The 15,952-nt window shown below is 69.0% G+C and carries 16 protein-coding genes; 8 read left to right on the forward strand and 8 right to left on the reverse strand.

Going from position 1 to position 15,952, the window contains the following annotated elements; translation table 11 throughout:
* Nucleotides 1-10: 10 nt before the first annotated feature.
* The gene (locus BJY22_RS04175; RefSeq protein WP_167203837.1) at nucleotides 11-958 is read right to left on the reverse strand and encodes a hypothetical protein; all 948 of its coding nucleotides are present in this window, start codon (nucleotides 956-958) and stop codon (nucleotides 11-13) included.
* Nucleotides 959-968: 10 nt separating this feature from the next.
* On the reverse strand, nucleotides 969-2,618 hold the full coding sequence (locus BJY22_RS04180) for a peptidase M16 family protein (protein WP_167203838.1): 1,650 nt from the start codon (nucleotides 2,616-2,618) through the stop codon (nucleotides 969-971).
* Between the two features lie 174 nt (nucleotides 2,619-2,792).
* On the opposite strand from BJY22_RS04180, the gene BJY22_RS40945 reads away from it, so the two are divergent.
* The gene (locus tag BJY22_RS40945; RefSeq protein ID WP_202890986.1) at nucleotides 2,793-3,875 is read left to right on the forward strand and encodes a hypothetical protein; all 1,083 of its coding nucleotides are present in this window, start codon (nucleotides 2,793-2,795) and stop codon (nucleotides 3,873-3,875) included.
* Nucleotides 3,876-4,387: 512 nt separating this feature from the next.
* Here BJY22_RS40945 and BJY22_RS04190 read toward each other — a convergent pair.
* From BJY22_RS04190 to BJY22_RS04200, 3 genes are all read right to left on the reverse strand, one after another.
* Complete coding sequence (locus tag BJY22_RS04190) at nucleotides 4,388-4,870, reverse strand: GNAT family N-acetyltransferase (RefSeq protein ID WP_167203839.1); 483 nt, start codon at nucleotides 4,868-4,870, stop codon at nucleotides 4,388-4,390.
* Between the two features lie 92 nt (nucleotides 4,871-4,962).
* Nucleotides 4,963-5,754: a Fic family protein gene (locus tag BJY22_RS04195; protein WP_167203840.1), complete on the reverse strand. Its 792-nt coding sequence runs from the start codon at nucleotides 5,752-5,754 to the stop codon at nucleotides 4,963-4,965.
* Complete coding sequence (locus tag BJY22_RS04200; protein ID WP_167203841.1) at nucleotides 5,751-5,984, reverse strand: antitoxin VbhA family protein; 234 nt, start codon at nucleotides 5,982-5,984, stop codon at nucleotides 5,751-5,753. The genes BJY22_RS04195 and BJY22_RS04200 overlap by 4 nt, the downstream gene beginning before the upstream one ends.
* 175 nt (nucleotides 5,985-6,159) lie before the next feature.
* On the opposite strand from BJY22_RS04200, the gene BJY22_RS04205 reads away from it, so the two are divergent.
* Nucleotides 6,160-7,740, forward strand: coding sequence for an alkaline phosphatase D family protein (locus tag BJY22_RS04205; RefSeq protein ID WP_167203842.1), 1,581 nt, complete (start codon nucleotides 6,160-6,162; stop codon nucleotides 7,738-7,740).
* A gap of 19 nt (nucleotides 7,741-7,759) precedes the next feature.
* Here BJY22_RS04205 and BJY22_RS04210 read toward each other — a convergent pair whose 3' ends face one another.
* Both BJY22_RS04210 and BJY22_RS04215 read right to left on the reverse strand, forming a co-directional pair.
* Nucleotides 7,760-8,569, reverse strand: a complete 810-nt coding sequence (locus BJY22_RS04210) for a polysaccharide lyase family protein (RefSeq protein ID WP_167203843.1) — start codon at nucleotides 8,567-8,569, stop codon at nucleotides 7,760-7,762.
* Nucleotides 8,569-10,101: an alkaline phosphatase D family protein gene (locus BJY22_RS04215; RefSeq protein WP_337758161.1), complete on the reverse strand. Its 1,533-nt coding sequence runs from the start codon at nucleotides 10,099-10,101 to the stop codon at nucleotides 8,569-8,571. Before BJY22_RS04215 ends, BJY22_RS04210 begins: the two co-directional genes overlap by 1 nt.
* A 154-nt stretch (nucleotides 10,102-10,255) precedes the next feature.
* Here BJY22_RS04215 and BJY22_RS04220 point away from each other — a divergent pair, with 154 nt between their 5' ends.
* The 4 genes from BJY22_RS04220 to BJY22_RS04235 all read left to right on the forward strand — a co-directional run bounded on the left by BJY22_RS04220 (nucleotide 10,256) and on the right by BJY22_RS04235 (nucleotide 13,356).
* Nucleotides 10,256-11,131, forward strand: a complete 876-nt coding sequence (locus BJY22_RS04220; protein WP_167203845.1) for an aldo/keto reductase — start codon at nucleotides 10,256-10,258, stop codon at nucleotides 11,129-11,131.
* A 44-nt stretch (nucleotides 11,132-11,175) separates the two neighbouring features.
* On the forward strand, nucleotides 11,176-11,511 hold the full coding sequence (locus BJY22_RS04225) for a tetratricopeptide repeat protein (RefSeq protein WP_167203846.1): 336 nt from the start codon (nucleotides 11,176-11,178) through the stop codon (nucleotides 11,509-11,511).
* 133 nt (nucleotides 11,512-11,644) lie between these two features.
* Nucleotides 11,645-12,757 (forward strand): LLM class flavin-dependent oxidoreductase, encoded by a 1,113-nt coding sequence (locus BJY22_RS04230; protein ID WP_167203847.1) that lies wholly within the window; start codon nucleotides 11,645-11,647, stop codon nucleotides 12,755-12,757.
* Complete coding sequence (locus BJY22_RS04235) at nucleotides 12,754-13,356, forward strand: CE1759 family FMN reductase (RefSeq protein WP_167203848.1); 603 nt, start codon at nucleotides 12,754-12,756, stop codon at nucleotides 13,354-13,356. The genes BJY22_RS04230 and BJY22_RS04235 overlap by 4 nt, the downstream gene beginning before the upstream one ends.
* Here the strand turns inward: BJY22_RS04235 and BJY22_RS04240 are convergent.
* Nucleotides 13,342-14,115 carry a TetR/AcrR family transcriptional regulator C-terminal domain-containing protein gene (locus tag BJY22_RS04240; protein ID WP_167203849.1) on the reverse strand — a complete coding sequence of 258 codons (774 nt, stop codon included), beginning with the start codon at nucleotides 14,113-14,115 and terminating at the stop codon, nucleotides 13,342-13,344. The two genes, BJY22_RS04235 and BJY22_RS04240, sit on opposite strands and share 15 nt — an antisense overlap.
* 94 nt (nucleotides 14,116-14,209) lie before the next feature.
* Here BJY22_RS04240 and BJY22_RS04245 point away from each other — a divergent pair, with 94 nt between their 5' ends.
* Nucleotides 14,210-15,157 (forward strand): ATP-binding cassette domain-containing protein, encoded by a 948-nt coding sequence (locus BJY22_RS04245; RefSeq protein WP_337758163.1) that lies wholly within the window; start codon nucleotides 14,210-14,212, stop codon nucleotides 15,155-15,157.
* Entirely contained in the window at nucleotides 15,154-15,948 is a 795-nt protein-coding gene (locus BJY22_RS04250) for an ABC transporter permease (protein WP_167203851.1), read from the forward strand. Before BJY22_RS04245 ends, BJY22_RS04250 begins: the two co-directional genes overlap by 4 nt.
* Nucleotides 15,949-15,952: the final 4 nt, after the last annotated feature.

Consider the following 15,952-nt stretch of genomic DNA (forward strand, 5'->3'; position numbering starts at 1 on the left):
CTGCGCCGGTTCAGGACTGGGTGACGCGCGTGCGGGCGGTCTGGAAGTTGTGGGTGTAGGAGCCGGGTAGGTAGCCCCACGGGACGGCGGTGGGCTGGTCGCCGAGCTGGGCGAAGACGGGGGCCGCGGCGGCCGGGTCCTCGCTGAGGGTGAACGCCATCGCGAAGATGTTCAGGGCCTGGGGTGCGTCCGGACGGAAGACCGCGCCGGGATGCCAGATGGAGTGGCCGGCGGCTGTCCGGAGGTCGGCGCGGACGTCGGCGCGGGTCATGTAGGCCGTGAGCTGCTGCTCGTTCAGCGGCAGGGTCGTCTCGAGGTGGGCGAGCGCGACCAGCGCGGGAATCATGCTCCCGCCCGGAGCACGCGTGGCGACCTCGCGGGCGAACCGATGCATCCGCTCCTCGCTGCCGTACCACTTCTCACACTGCGTCTGCATCCACTCGAAGTTCGCCTTCCAGTGGAAGGGGAACCGCTTCGTCGCCTCGACGTACCGGTACTCACCGTCCTCCAGCGGCAGTTGCAGACCGCGCGCGGTACGGATCAGGAACGCCCATGCGGACACCTCGTCCGGGTCCGCGCGCACCACGTCGTACAACGCCGACTCGGCGATCCGGAGACGTTCGAAGAAGACGACGAACCGATCCTCGGCGGTGTACTGCGCCTGGTACCCACCGCGGGCGTCCCAGGCCCACTGCACCGCGTGCGCGCCGCGCACCAACTGCGCCAGCGGGTCGTCCCCCGCGAAGTGACCGATCCAGTTCTGTACGCCGGGTACCGCGCCGCACACCTCGAGATAGAAGGTCCGATCGTCCGGATGCTCCGCCGCGGCGAGGACGGCACGCGCCTCGGACCAGTTCCGCTTCGCGAGTGCCTCGAACAGCCGGCGTGCCGTCGGGTCGCCCAGACATGGGTCGGCGACCAGCTCGGGCTGAGTTTCCTTGCGCCGTCGGAGTCTCATCGTGGGCCTCTCAGTTCCTGCGGCGGCTGAAGTAGAACACGACGCCGGCGACCACACCAGTGGCGATGATGCGTCGCAGCAGGTCGTCGATCCGCGTCGACGTCGCGAAAGCGAGGATCACGGCGAAGAGCAGCGCCGCCATCACCCAGACCTCGGGCTTCTTCAGCCAGTACTCCGCCTTGTCGCGCCGGGTCACCCGGCTCCGTGGGATCGTCTCGGGCTCGCGGGCCGGCATCGGAACCCGCAGCGCCGGCGACACCGCCGCGTCGACGGCCAGGATCGCCTGCCGGCCGTCCTTCCAGTACTCCGGTTCGATCTGCACCTGATACCCGTCCCGCCGGATCAGTTGCCGGCCTCCGTCCGGATACGCGACCACCACCGCGAGTTCGCCGTACGACGCCGACGTCTCACCGGCCGGTGTCTCGATCTGCGCCGCGTCCCGTCCGACGGTCAGCCGGCCCTTGGTCACCGGCCACCCGGCCGGCTTGAAGTGCTGTCCGGTGACCACCGAGGGCGCCGGCGGCGGGCCGCTCAACCAGTTCAGCTGCGGATCGGTGGCGGCGTCGGGATCGACCGACACCAGGAGGTTGCTCCACATCGCGAACGCGGCCTGGCGTACGCCTTCGACCGCGGTGGCCTCGGCTTCGGCGATCAACTGGTCGCGGCTCTTCACCGGGCGACCGAGCAGCGCCTCACGCGCGGCGAGGTACGGCATCCAGGTCTCGGCCGGTTCGGCCTTGACCCGTTGGATCTCCTGCTCGAGGTCGTCGCGGAGATCGGTCGGGTCAGGGCCTCGATCGCGCAATCGGCGCAGTACTGACATGACCTCGGCAGTCACCGTCGGACGCGCCTCGGGCAGGATGTCGATCCCGGCGGTGACCATCGCGTTCTCCGCGTCCACCAGTTCGTACGACGACCAGCCGCTGTACCCGAGCCCCGCGCCGTGCCGGAACCCGCCCTCCAGGCCGCGCCGGAGAGACCGCACCAGCGTAGGACCCTCGTTCGAGCGTGGCAGCACTCCGGACAGGGCGACAGCACCAGGGGGTCCCGCGAAGCCTGCCGGCAGCGGTTGCTTGCACGGGATCGCCTCTCGGACAGGCCACCGCGAGCCGTCGCCCAGAGGCAGTCGCAGCCCTGCCGGCGGCGGACCGGTCAGCGCGAGTACGGCGTTCCCGCGCGCGAAGGCCTGCGCCGCCAGCGAGCGCAGCCGCTCCGGGTCGGCGGTGTGCAACCCGTACTCGTCGTACGCGACGAGCCCGGGTCCCTGGGCGCCGTACCGCCACAACATGTGCAGGTCGACCGGACCGGGACGTCGCGTGGCGCTCTCGGCCCGAAGTACTCGTTGCTCATGCTCGAGATCGGTGAAGTCCGGCGCGCTCAGCCAACCGCAGAGCTGCTGCAGGAACGCCGCGATGTCGTCGGGCTCACCCTCGATGTCGAAGCTCGTGTGCAACATGCTGACGCACCCGTTGATCGGCGCCCGGATGGAGTCGCGGTCGTGCAGCGCGAGGTGCTCGAGCAGATGCAACCAGCCGTGCCGCGGCAGCGACTCGTCCGCCAGCCCGACCCGGAACCAGAGGCTGCCCCGCATCCGGCGCTCACCCGGCACCCAGAAGACGGGAACCCCGTCGACTTCCGTCTCCCGCAACTCACCAGTCATCGCCGCGATCCCCACCACTCCGGAACAGATGCCGGACCATCCTGTCGGATCCGGGCCGTTCTGGCTCCCCGGTTTCGGCTGATTGCCACTTTTGACATCAGTTGCCGAATGGCGTGTTCAGCCGAAATGTGGTTGAAAGGAGCCCGGTGCGAACGATCCTGGGGGGATTCATTCATGCGCACGTTGATGACCGGGCCCGCGTGGGTTGCCTACGCACAGATCTATGTGGAGAGCGGAGCGGACTTCGCCGACCTCGGGGAGTGCTTCGCCGGTCAGCGCAACGGGCTGTGCGGTGCCGCGGTTGAGGGGAGTCTGTTCCTGATGACCGGGCTGCACACCGGGCAGGTCGGCTTCACAGTCGAGTTGCACGAGCGGATGCCGTCGGTCGAGTACAGCGCGGAGGATGTGGTCGAGGCGTCGTACCGGCCGATCGGCGAAGCCGCCTTGGTCACTTGGGGTGGCAGCGGCGGTCCGTGGCCGTTGGAGCTCGAGCCGGGGGTGGACTACCGGGTCCGGTACTCCGCGTGGGGCATGGACGCCGGCCATCAAGCCGGGCCGCCGATGGACGACGAGCCGCTGGTCGATCGGTACCTGCTGCAGTTCTGGCCGGCGCGGCCCGCGCCGGATCGGGTGGTGAAGGAGACGAGCCGGCAGGCGGCGTACCGGCACAAGTTCGCCCGCGAGCAGCCGACGCCTGCCCAGTTCGCCGAGAGGAAACGGGAGAAGGCGCGACAGGCCGAAGCACAACGGCTTGCCGAGCGGGTGGCCGCGTGGGGCGGGGCATTACCGACTGAGCGGCTCGAGCGCACCCGCTACGCCCGCGAACTGTCGGAGTTGGACCGGGATGTGGTGGACAGGCTCGAGCAGACGGAGCCGCAGACCCTGCGCTCGATCGCCCGGTGGGCCGCGCGACGCGCCTGCCAGGAGGCCGGGTACGACGACGAGCGGATCGCCGGCGTCCTGGATCGCATGGACCGTGGCGCCGATTGGCTCGAGACCCTGAACGGACCGCCACCACCGGTCGACCCGGACGCGGAGCCGGGTGAGACCGTTTTCCAGTTCGTCGATCAGGTACACGGGTGGTTCGACGACCGCGATCCCTTCGACAACACGTCGACGGTGGTCACCGCCACGTTCAACGAGGACCCGTTCAGGGCCGCGGTCGAAACGGTCTGGCTGGCAACGGGCCCGTTCACTGACAAGACGCGGTTACTCGCCGAGTTACGGGAGCGGTTCCTGACGAACTCAGTGAGGTGAGTGCGTCCTCGGCAAGGCGGTAGATGATCCAGCCGAGGCCCATCCGAGAGCGCGGGCGATTGCACACGACAGGCTGAGCGACCCGTCCAGGTCTGCCGGCACGGGGCGACGGTCGTGCCGAGTCGCGGCCTCCGTGGGCAATCCGGACAGGTCGCGGGGTCAGGAGACAGGCAATGGCTTGTCTCCTGACACCGGGACTTGTCTCAATCCGCCGCCGGGCGCTCCTCGGCGTGACCTGCAGCGACGATCTGACCGGAGACGGCGTCGGCGCATGACGTTGCGTGCTGAAGCGCCCACTCTGGTGTGGTGCGGTCCTGGCGGCCCGGCGACTCGTGCCCAGACGGGCCAGCTCGCCCCGCGCGATCCCGCCCGCTCGGCATGCACGGTCCTCGCACGCCGGCGTGTGCAGTCGGCCGCAGCGCCCTAAAGCAGTCCGGGTGGGAGGGAGCGGCGCGCAGCACGGCGACGCAGGAGCTGCGCGTAGTGCCGCGGGGCGCGCTACCTTCCAAAACTCATGAGCCCAGGGTGCTGAGGGCTTCGTCGGTGAGGCGGTAGATGGTCCATTCGTCTTGGGGTTTGGCGCCCAGGGATTTGTAGAAGTTGATGGCGGGGGTGTTCCAGTTGAGGACGGACCATTCGAGGCGTTCGTAGTTGTTGCGGACGCATTCCTGGGCGAGGGCGGTCAGGAGGGCCTTGCCGAGGCCGGTGCCGCGGGTTTCGGGGCGGACGAAGAGGTCTTCGAGGTAGATGCCGTGGACGCCGCGCCAGGTGGAGAAACTGAGGAACCAGATCGCGCAGCCGGCGACCTGGCCTTCGTGTTCGGCGACGTGGCAGAAGGCGGCGGGGGTGTCGCCGAAGAGTGCGGTCTGCAGCTGTTCCGCGGTCAGGTGGCACTCGTCGGGGGCACGTTCGTACTCCGCCAGCGCGTACACCAGCTCCACGATCGCGGGGATGTCGTCGGGGCGGGCACGGCGGATCCGTTCGTCGGTCTGCATACCGCCTATCCTGCACCGCCGGGACGAGGCGGGACTTCGCCCATCCACCCAAACGCGCCGACGCCAAGCCCCGTCCTGCAGCGGAGAAGGGTTCAGCCGTCGCGCTCGGCCTCCTGCTCGGCTTCGCGGTCGATCCCGTGCGTGTCGCGCCGCTCACCCATTCCGGTCGCGGGCCGGGTGTCCACACCGGCGTACGTCGAGTTCTGCAGCTGCAGCGCCGCCGCCAGCTCGGGGTCGGCGCGGAGCACGGACCCGCGTTCGACGGTCATCTTGTCGAAGACGGCGTACAACTTGCTCGGGTCCGGATCCGAGCTCTTCTCCAGGTCCGGCGGGTACGCCGCGCGCGAGGCCGCGTTCCATTCGTCGCGCTCGACCCGGTCGAAGTCGAGGCGGTACGGCGACATCTCGGCGACATGTTGCGCGAACACCTTGGCCGTGGCGCCGTTCCCCTCGCGGAACGGATGCGTCAGGTTCTGGTAGCTGTACACCTCGGCGATGCCCTGCACGAACTCCTCGCGCGACATCGTCGACCAGTCCTTGTCCTTGACCCGCGCGCCGACCTTGTCGGTCCACTTGTCGAGCAGCTCAGCGGGGACGAAGTGCTGGCCCCGGTTGTTCATGTCCACGGTGCGGAACTCGCCGGCCCAGTCGTACACGTCCTGGAGCAGGTGCCTGTGGATCGCCTTCACGTGCGCGGCGTCGTACGTGCGCGGGATGTCGACCTCACCGCGGTCGATCTCGGCCTGCCGGTTGGCCCGCAGCGCGTACTCGGCGAAGTGCAGCTCGAGCGGGTTCTTGATGTCGAGCTTGTTCCGCAGGCAGCCGCCGGGTTCCCAGAGGTAGGCGTTCCAGCGCTGCTTCGTCTCGGAGACCTCCTCGGTCACGCGGGCGTCTCGCCGCCGGTGACCTTCGAGAGGGTGCGGCGGATGTACTCGGCGGTGTCGATGCGGCCCAGTTCGCGGTCGACCAGGTCGGAGACGTCGTCGCGGCCGGGCTGCCAGCCCTCCAGGCGGTTGTTCGCCAATGCGTCGCTGACCCGTTGTTTCTGGTCGTCGTCGAGTTGATCGAACAGCTCCGGCCACTGGCGCGCGTAGCGGCACGGTTCGTACGCCATCACTCAGCTCCCCGTCAGTCGGCAATTCGGGCCAGCCTAGCGAATCGACGGTTCGTACCGTGCCGGGCCGTTAATTTACCGAACAGCCCCGTTAACCTCCTCGCCAAGCCGCCGCCACCCGCCGATTGAACACTGACACCGCTTCCCCACCTGACCGCCTTCATCTGGAGGAACCATGTCCGTTTCTCGCCGTCGTTTTCTCGGGTACGGGGGTGCGGGCAGCGCCGCCGTACTGCTCGGCACCGGGGCCTGGGACGCCTCGACCACGCACGCCGCTCCGTCCGGCACCGGCAACCCGTTCACGCTGGGCGTCGCGTCGGGCGACCCGCAGTACGACAGTGTCGTGCTGTGGACGCGGCTCGCCACCGATCCGTACGCCGTCGACGGGAAGGGCGGAATGCCCGCGAAGCCCGTCCGCGTCGAGTACGAGCTCGCGCGGGACGAGAACTTCCGGCACGTCGTACGGCGCTCCAGCGTGATCGCGACGCCCGAGCTCGGCCACTCCGTGCACCCGGAGGTCCGCGGCCTGCAGCCGGACCACGTGTACTACTACCGCTTCCGCACCGGCGGCCAGGTCTCGCCGACCGGGCGCACCCGGACCACGCCGCACCCGTTCGCGCAGCCGCGGCAGCTGCGGTTCGCGTTCGCGTCGTGCAACGCCTGGCAGGACGGGTACTTCACGGCGTACGGCCACATGGCGAACGAGGACCTCGACCTGGTCGTGCACCTCGGCGACTACCTGTACGAGTCCGGCGTGAAGACGAACCGGCGCGGCGTGACCACGGACCCGCGGTTCCACACCGAGACGTTCGACCTCGCGCGGTACCGCTTGCAGTACTCGCTGTACAAGTCCGAGGCCCCGCTGCACGCCGCGCACGCGGCGCACCCGTGGATCCACACGATCGACGACCACGAGGTGGAGAACAACTGGGCGGGCGACCTGTCCCAGAAGGACACCGAGCCGGACCAGGACCCGGTGGTGTTCCGGGCCCGGCGCGCGGCCGCGTTCCAGGCGATGTACGAGAACATGCCGCTGCGCCACGAGCAGATGCCGTCCGGCCCCGACGTCCGCCTGCACCGGCGGATCCAGTACGGGCGGCTGGCCGACATCACCATGCTGGACACCCGGCAGTACCGCTCCGACCAGCCGTGCGGTGACGGCGACTCGTCCACGTGCGACGACCGGTTCGACCCGGACAACACGATGCTCGGCGGCAAGCAGCGCGAGTGGCTGCTGAACGGGTTCAAGACCTCGCACGCGCGCTGGCAGATTCTCGGCAACCAAGCGCCGATGGGCCAGACCGACTGGACGCCCGGGCCCGAGACCCGCGTCTGGCTGGACCCGTGGGACGGTTATGTTGCCGAGCGCAACAAGGTGCTGGCGGCCGCGCAGGACAGCGGTGTCCGCAACCTGGTGGTGATCACCGGCGACCGGCACCAGAACTACGCGTTCGAGCTGAAGCGCGACTACGCGAACCCGGACTCGCCCGCGGTCGGCACCGAGTTCGTCGGTACGTCGATCACCAGCGGCGGCAACGGCGCCGACATCACCGACCAGGGCAAGCAGTTCCTGGCGGCCAACCCGCACATGAAGTTCTTCAACTCCCAGCGCGGCTACTCCCGCGTCACCGTCGACCAGCACCAGTGGCGCAACGACTACCGCGTCGTGCCGTACGTCGAGACGCCCGACGCACCGATCAGCACCCGCGCGACGTACGTCGTCGAGGACCGCGACCCGCACGTCCACGCGGGCTGACCAAGCCGAGCCGAGTACTTCACTTCCGGGCGAAGAGGCCGAGCGCGTCGTAGGCCACCCAGGAGCCGACGTCCTTGAAGAGTTCGAGGACGTTGGCGCCGGCACGGAAGAGGTCCTTGGACAGCGGGCGTTCGAGGTATGACGGCTTCAGCGGTGATCCCGGGTACGTGCTGTCCGCGATCGTCGAGCCCTTGGTGGCGCCGTTGGCGAACGTGAGACGGCCCACCTCGGTGCCGTTGATCGTCAGCAGCGCCGACGCGGCGAGGCTGGCGTGGCTGTCGATCAGCCAGAGCGCGAGGTCGAGATCCTGCCCGGGTACGGCGGGAAGGTCGAAGCGGAACGTGGCGCGGTGGTTCTTCGACCCGGCCCACTTGTCCGCGGGCCCCGGCAGCAGGTAGGACCAGTCGGCTGCCGGGGTCGACGTACCGAACGTGTAGTCGACGCCCGAGGGAAAGCGGGTCGGGTAGCTCGCGTAGCCCTTCGGGGACAGCGCGAACTCCGATCCCTTGCCGTCGAAGGCGCCGACGGTCGCGACCGGCGTACCGGACACCGTCACCGAGGTGAGGTTGGCGACGGCGGCGGACCCGGACTGGGCGGATCGGTTGCCGGCGGCATCGACCGTGACGACACGGTAGGACCTGGTCACACCGGTGAAGCCGAGGCCGCGGTGGACGAAGTGCGGGTAGACGGTCTTCCCGATCAGGGCGCCGTCGGCGTACACCGCGTAGTGGTCGACGACGACAGCCCACGAGACGGGCTTCCAGTCGAGCGTGACGGTTCCGATTCCGCCGGTGCCGCGCAAACCGGTGATGGCTGGTGGGCGGTTCATCACAGGGCCTCCAGACGTGGGTCGACGGCGGGCGTGCGGAAGCGGGCGACGACGTTCGGCTGGGCGTTGGCGTCGGCCTGGATGTACGGGAACGTGACGAACTCCGCGGTCAGCTCGGACCGCGTCAGCGTGGTGTGCACGTAGCCGCGGCGCGCGTTGTAGAGCTTCACGTACGGGTGCTGCAGCCAGTCCTTCGCATACTGATCGGTGTCGACGCCGTCGCCGTTCGACCCGATCGAGGAGCAGACCAGCTCGACGCCGACGGTCCGGGACGCCGGATCGGCGAAGTCGAGTTTCAGCTCGGACGCCACGTGACGGTGGATGTCGCCGGTGAGCATCACGGCGGTCCCGGCGTCGCCCATCGCCTCGAGCACGCGGCGCCGGTTCGCCGGGTAGCCGTCCCACTGCTCGGTGCGGTCGTCGGTGATCGCGGTGAGTACGACGCCGCCCGCGACCAGGTTCCACGGTGTGCGTGAGCCGCGCAGGCCGTCGTACAGCCAACGCTCCTGTTCGGCGCCCATGATGGTGCGCTGCTCGGAGAGGCGATCGGCCTCGTCGACCGGCAGCGGGTCGCGGTACTGCCGGGTGTCGAGCAGGTGGACCCGGGCGAGCGAGCCGACGTCGTACCGGCGGTAGATCCGGCCGTCCGGTCCGTCCGGGAGGCTGTCCAGGGCGAACGGGAGGTTCTCGTAGTACGCCCGGTACGCGACGGCGCGGCGGTGGACGAACAGCTCGGGCGGTACGCCGTACAGCGAGTTGGCGGCGCCGTAGTTGTTCTGCACCTCGTGGTCGTCCCAGACAAGGAACCACGGCGCGGCCGCGTGCGCCGCCTGCAGGTCCGGGTCGGACTTGAACAGGCCGTAGCGCAGTCGGTACTGCTCCAGCGTCTCGATCTCGACGGCGTGCTCCGGGCCGACCGTGACGCCCTCGCGCCACAGGTTGTCACCTGCATTGATGCCGTACTCGTAGATGTAGTCGCCGAGGAAGAACACCGCATCCGGAGTACGACGCGCGATGTCGCGGTGGGCCGGAAAGTAGCCGTGGTACCAGGCCTGGCAGGACGCGGTGGCGAAGGAGAAACTGTCGCCGGTCGCGGGCAGTGTCTTGGTCCGGCCGGTCGGACTGAGCTGGTTGCCGACGCGGAAGCGGTAGAAGTACTCGCGGCCAGGCTGCAGACCGCGCACCTCGGGATGGACCGCGTGCGCCAAGTCGGGCGTGGCGATCGCGAGCCCACGCCGTACGACGCGCCGGAAGCCACTGTCCTCGGCCACCTCGTACTGCACCGGCACGTCGGCCGAGGGCATGCCACCGTGGCCGTCCGTGGCCAGCGGCGTCGGCGCGAGCCGGGTCCACAGCACGAAGCCGTCCGGCCGCGGGTCGCCGGACGCGACACCGAGCGCGAAGGCCCCGTCCGGGATCGGCCTGGCCGGCGTGGCGTCGGCGGAGGCCGGGGCGGAGACCCCGAGCGCGACCGAGGCGGCACTCACACCGGTCAGCTGGAGGAAGGTACGGCGGGATGGCTGGGGAGGCACGGGCGGACTCCGATCCAGGAAGGCGAGTTCCGCCACATTCTTACGTAAGCATCGTTCATTACGTAAGAGCTTGACGCAATTCACCACTCGGAGTGCTGAATCCCTGCGAAGATTCCTGTTGGATTTCGCAGTCGGCGCGCGGGAGGTTGGACCCATGGCAGCTGACACGAACAAGACCCGCCGGATCGGTGACGTCGAGGTGTCCGCGATCGGGCTCGGCGCGATGCCGATGTCGATCGAGGGCCGGCCCGGCGAGGAGCGGTCGATCGCGACCATCCACGCGGCGCTGGACGCCGGGATCACGCTGATCGACACCGCCGACGCGTACCACCTGACCGCGACCGACGTCGGTCACAACGAGAGCCTGATCGCGAAGGCGCTGGCGTCGTACGGCGGCGACACCTCGAACGTCCTGGTCGCGACGAAGGGCGGCCACGTCCGGCCCGGCGACGGGAGCTGGACGCTGGACGGATCCCCGAAGCACATCGCGGAGGCGGCCGAAGCGTCGCTGAAGCGCCTCGGCGTCGAGGCGATCGGGCTGTACCAGTTCCACCGGCCCGACCCGAAGACGCCGTACGAGGACTCGGTCGGCGCCGTCCGCGACCTGCTCGACGCCGGGAAGATCCGGATGGCCGGCATCTCGAACGCGAACCCCGAGCAGATCAAGCTGGCCAACGAGATCCTCGGCGGCCGCCTGGTGTCGGTGCAGAACCAGTTCTCCCCGGCCTTCCGCTCCAGTGAGCCGGAGCTCGAGCTGTGCGACTCGCTCGGCATCGCGTTCCTCCCGTGGTCACCGCTCGGCGGCATCTCCTCGGCCGGCGACCTCGGCGCCAAGCACCCGGCGTTCCACACGCTGGCCGCCGAGCTCGGCGTCTCCCCCCAGCGCCTGACGCTGGCGTGGATGCTCGCCAAGTCGCCGTACGTCGTCCCGATCCCGGGCTCCAGCCGCCCGGAGACCATCCGCGACTCGTACGCGGCGATCGACCTGCACCTCACCCCCGAGCAGGTCGCCGTACTCGACGCCGCCTGAGGAATACGGTTTCGGCGCGTGGCGTTCCCGGATCCGTGGAAGACATGCGAGCACTGAGCTACGGACTGGGACAGCAGTACTTCGACGAGCGGAACTACCGAGGTGCGATCCGTGCGCTGAAGCCCGTCGTCGACGAGACGCCGGACGACGTCGGCACCCGCCTGCTGCTGGCCCGCGCCTACTACCACGCGGCGTTGCTGAAGCCGGCCGAGGAACAGCTCCTCGCCGTCATCGAACGCGAGCCGACGGAGTACTACGCCCACCTGATGCTCGCGCGCACCCTGGAACGGCAGTCCCGCCGCGACGAGGCCGGCAAGCACCGCCGGATCGCCGCCGCCCTCACCGGCGACGACGAGCTGCTCACACCGCACGCCCTGTGACGACCCGGAGGCCCGCGATCCACACCAGGATCGCGGGCCTCCGGCGTATCCGAGGACGGAATGTCCGACCGACGATTGGCGTTCTGGGTGGCAACAGTAGTTTAATAGTGAACTACCTAGCCGAGGAGGACGGATGCAGTTCGGGGTTTTCAGCGTCGGGGACGTGACCGAGGACCCGACGACGGGGACCACGGTCTCCGAGGGCGAGCGGATCAAGGCGATGGTGCGGATCGCGCTCAAGGCCGAGGAGGTCGGCCTGGACGTGTTCGCGCAGGGCGAGCACCACAACCCGCCGTTCGTGCCGTCGTCGCCGACGACGCAGCTGGCCTTCGTGGCGGCGCAGACGTCGAAGATCATCCTGTCCACCTCGACGACCCTGATCACGACCAACGACCCGGTGAAGATCGCCGAGGACTACGCGATGCTGCAGCATCTGGCCGACGGCCGCGTGGACCTGATGATGGGTCGCGGCAACACCGGCCCGGTGTACCCGTGGTTCGGGCAGGACATCCGCAACGGGATCGCGCTGGCCATCGAGAACTACGCGCTGCTGCGCCGGCTCTGGCGCGAGGACGTGGTCGACTGGGAGGGCAAGTTCCGTACGCCGTTGCAGGGGTTCACGTCGACGCCGCGACCGCTGGACGACGTACCGCCGTTCGTGTGGCACGGGTCGATCCGGTCGCCCGAGATCGCCGAGCAGGCGGCGTACTACGGCGACGGGTTCTTCCACAACAACATCTTCTGGCCGATTTCGCACACGAAGCGGATGATCCAGCTGTACCGGCAGCGCTTCGAGCACTACGGGCACGGCGCCGCGGACCAGGCGATCGTCGGGCTGGGCGGTCAGGTCTTCATGCGGAAGAACTCGCAGGACGCTGTGCGCGAGTTCCGGCCGTACTTCGACAACGCACCGGTGTACGGGCACGGTCCGTCGCTGGAGGACTTCAGCCGGGAGACGCCGCTGACGGTCGGCAGTCCGCAGCAGGTGATCGAGCGGACGCTGTCCTTCCAGGAGCACTTCGGTGACTACCAGCGGCAGTTGTTCCTGATGGACCACGCCGGATTGCCGCTCAAGACGGTCCTGGAGCAGTTGGACATCCTCGGCGAAGAGGTGGTTCCGGTGCTGCGCAAGGAGTTCGCGGCCCGCAAACCGGCCCATGTGCCGGACGCTCCGACGCACGCTTCGCTGAAGGCCGCGGCCGAGCGCGCCCACGACCTGGAGACGATCGAGGAGCCGGCCCTGTGAACGACAAGGTGATTGCGGTCGTGACGGCCGGACTGACGACGCCGTCGTCGTCCCGGCTGCTCGCCGACCAGTTGGCCGAGGCCGTGCGCGACGAACTGTCCGCGCGCGGCATCGGGTCCCGGATCGAGCTGATCGAGGTCCGCGACCACGCCCACGACCTGACGAACAACCTGCTCACCGGCTTCCCGTCGGCGACGCTGCGAACCGTCCTCGAGACGGTCGCGGCGGCCGACGCGCTGATCGTGGTCAGTCCGACGTTCAGCGCGTCGTACTCCGGTCTGTTCAAGATGTTCTTCGACGTCCTCGACGACCAGGCCCTGGCCGGCAAGCCCGTCCTGCTCGCCGCCACCGGAGGCACCGAACGGCATTCGCTGGTCCTGGAGTTCGCCCTCCGCCCGCTGTTCGCCTACCTGAAGGCGCTTCCGACCGCCACCGGCGTGTACGCCGCCTCCACAGACTGGGGTCCGAACGCCGCTGGCCTCCGTCCGCGGATCCACCAGGCCGCGACAGAGCTGGTCGCCGCCCTGCAGCACGAGACCCCGGCGCAGGCCGATCCCTTCGAGAACCCGACGCCGTTCGAGGATCTACTGAACAGCTGACCTCGACGCGATCAGCTGGGTGAGACCGTCCAGGATGGTCGTCAGGCCGAAGGTCAGGGCGTGGGCCGGATCGATGACGGACTGGAAGTGCTCGCCGACCGCGGTGCCCACTCGACCCGCGGTGGGGAAATGGGTGCCGGACATGACCGTGGTGAGCGTCGGGGAGATCTGACGCCACCACTCCTCGTCGGACAGGCCTGACTCGCGTTGGGTGCGGAGTTGTTCGGCGCCGGCGCGGGCTGTGCCCTGGACGTGGGTGAGGACCAGGGTCAGGGCGGAGTCCATCTCGACGTCCGTCAGGCCCAGACCGTCCAGGGGACGTAGCTCGCTCTCGTACTTCCTGGTGATGTTCGGGCCGAGCGCCGTCCGCATCGTCGGGACCTCGTGGATCCACGGGTGCGCGGTCAGCACGTCCCAGTTGCGGCGCGCGACGAACTCGAGCGCGCCGCGCCAGCCGCCCGGTTGGCGGGCCGGCTCGTCCGGGTCGGCGTACAGGTCGCCGTACACCTGGTCGAACATCAGGTCGGTCAGCTCGCCCTTGCCCGGGACGTGCGTGTAGAGCGACATCGTCCCGACCTTCAGCCGCTCCGCGACCATCCGCATCGAGAGCGCCTCCAGCCCGGAGGAGTCCGCGAGCTCGATCGCCGCGTCGACGATCGCACGCACGGTCAGCCCGGAGCGGCCCGGTTTCGTGTGGCTTCCCCAGAGCAGTGCCAGACTGCGCGCCGGATCGGGCGCAGCCGCCTTCCTTCCCGCCACCGGAACCTTCTTCCACCGCTCGTCGTTGAACGCATCGTACCTGAGCCGTACAATGTACGGTACACTCTACGGCTCAACGAGCGAGAGGTGGGAAGTGACAACGGAGCGAGTGATCGAGGCCGTCGGCGTACGGAAGCACTACAAGGGCGGCACGGAGGGTGCGGGGCTGAACGGCTTCGACCTGGAGGTCACCGCCGGCACGGTGACGGGCCTGCTCGGCCCGAACGGCGCCGGTAAGACGACAGCGGTGCGGATCCTGTCCACACTGCTCGAGCTGGATTCGGGTACGGCGACGGTCGCGGGGTACGACGTCCGCCGGCAAGGAGCGGAGGTACGGCGGCGGATCGGCCTGGTCGGGCAGTACGCCGCCGTGGACGAAGTACTCACCGGGCGGCAGAACCTGGTGATGTTCGGGCGGCTGAACCATCTGGGGCATGCGAAGGCGACGCGGCGGGCGGACGACCTGCTCGAGCGGTTCAGCCTGACCGATGCGGCGGGACAGGCGGTGAGCAAGTACTCCGGCGGCATGCGGCGGCGGCTGGACCTGGCGGCGAGTCTGATCGTGGCGCCGAGCGTGCTGTTCGTGGACGAGCCGACGACGGGGCTCGATCCGGCGGGACGGCTCGAGGTGTGGTCCGCCGTACGGCAGTTGGTCGACGGCGGTACGACGGTGTTGCTGACGACGCAGTACCTGGAGGAGGCGGATCAGCTGGCGAACCGGATCTCGATGCTGAAGGCGGGGAAGGTCGTCGCGGAGGGGACGCCGGACGAGTTGAAGACGCAACTGGGGTCGGACCGGCTGGAACTGGTGCTCGCGGATCCGGCCGACGTACCGCGGGTCGTGGAGCTGGCCGGTCTTGTGGCGGACGGGGAGGTGCAGGTGACCGACGTACGGGTGAGTGTGCCGGTGAAGGATCGCACGAAGGCGCTGGTGCAGATGGCGAACTCGTTGCACGAGGCAAAGATCGAGCCGGAGGACATCACGTTGCGGCGACCGACGCTGGACGAGGTCTTCCTGCACCTGACCGGAGCCGCCGCATGAGTGGGCTCGGGTGGGCGCTGGCGGACAGCTGGACGATCGCGCGGCGGACGTTCGTGCACTGGCGGATGCAGCCGGGGCTGGTGATCTTCCAGTGGTTCTTCCCGGTGCTGATGTTGCTGCTGTTCGGCGGATTGCTCAGCGGCGCGATGGAGGTCGCGGACGATTCGTCGTACTACGAGTTGCTGGTGCCCGGGATCTTCGCGCTGGCGATGCTCTTCGGGCTGGAGGGCACGATGACCGCGGTCGCCACCGACGTGTCGAAAGGGGTGACGGACCGGTTCCGGTCGTTGCCGATGAGTTCGGCGGCGGTGGTGCTGGGGCGGTGTATCGCGGACATGCTGGACTCGGTCGTGACGCTGATCGTGCTGGTCGCGACGGGCCTGGCGCTCGGGTGGCGGTGGCACGAAGGGTTGCCGTCGGCGCTCGCAGCCTTCGGGTTGCTGCTCCTGCTCCGGTTCGCGTTGCTGTGGATCGGGATCTTCATCGGTCTCTCGGTGAAGAACGCGCAGAGCGTGACGATGGTGCAGGTGCTGGTGTGGCCGGTCGGGTTCCTGTCCAGCACGTTCGTGGCGACGTCCACGATGCCGGACTGGCTGGGCACGATCGCCCAGTGGAACCCACTGTCCGCCACCGCCACGGCATCACGGACCCTGTTCGGCAACCCCGACCCATCCACAACCGCCACCTGGATCGGCACCCACGCGGGCATCGCCGCCATCATCGCCCCGATCATCCTGACCGCGATCTTCCTCCCCCTCTCAGCCCACCGCTTCCGCACGCTGTCGCGGTGAATCA

The sequence above is a fragment of the Kribbella shirazensis genome (assembly GCF_011761605.1).
GTDB classification, from domain to species: Bacteria; Actinomycetota; Actinomycetes; order Propionibacteriales; family Kribbellaceae; genus Kribbella; species Kribbella shirazensis.